The sequence below is a fragment of the Pseudomonas sp. CGJS7 genome (assembly GCF_036961695.1).
In genome coordinates, this window is the sequence record NZ_JBAMDI010000339.1 from 1 (window position 1) to 322 (window position 322).

The following is a 322-nucleotide window of genomic DNA, read 5'->3' on the forward strand; positions in this document are numbered from 1 at the left end:
AGGCAACGACAAGGTGTTCGGCGGCTTGGGCAACGACACGATCGAAGGCGGCAGCGGCAACGACGTGCTGGAAGGCGGCGACGGCGACGATGTCATCAGCGACGGTTCGGGCACCAATGTGCTGCGCGGCGGCGCCGGTAACGACATCTTGAAGGGCACCGACCCGTGGGTGGTCAACACCTTCGAAGGCGGCACCGGCAACGACACGATGTCGGGTTACTACGGTGGCGACACCTACCTGTTCAATCTGGGCGACGGTCAGGACACCATCAACGACAACGGAGCGTACTCCAGCGCGGCCCCGTACGCCGACACCTTGCGC

At 64.6% G+C, this 322-nt stretch carries 1 protein-coding gene; it reads left to right on the plus strand.

Annotated elements, in window-relative coordinates; translation table 11 throughout:
* A partial coding sequence (locus V7787_RS52985) for a calcium-binding protein (RefSeq protein ID WP_442965388.1) occupies nt 1-322 on the plus strand: 322 nt, incomplete at both ends.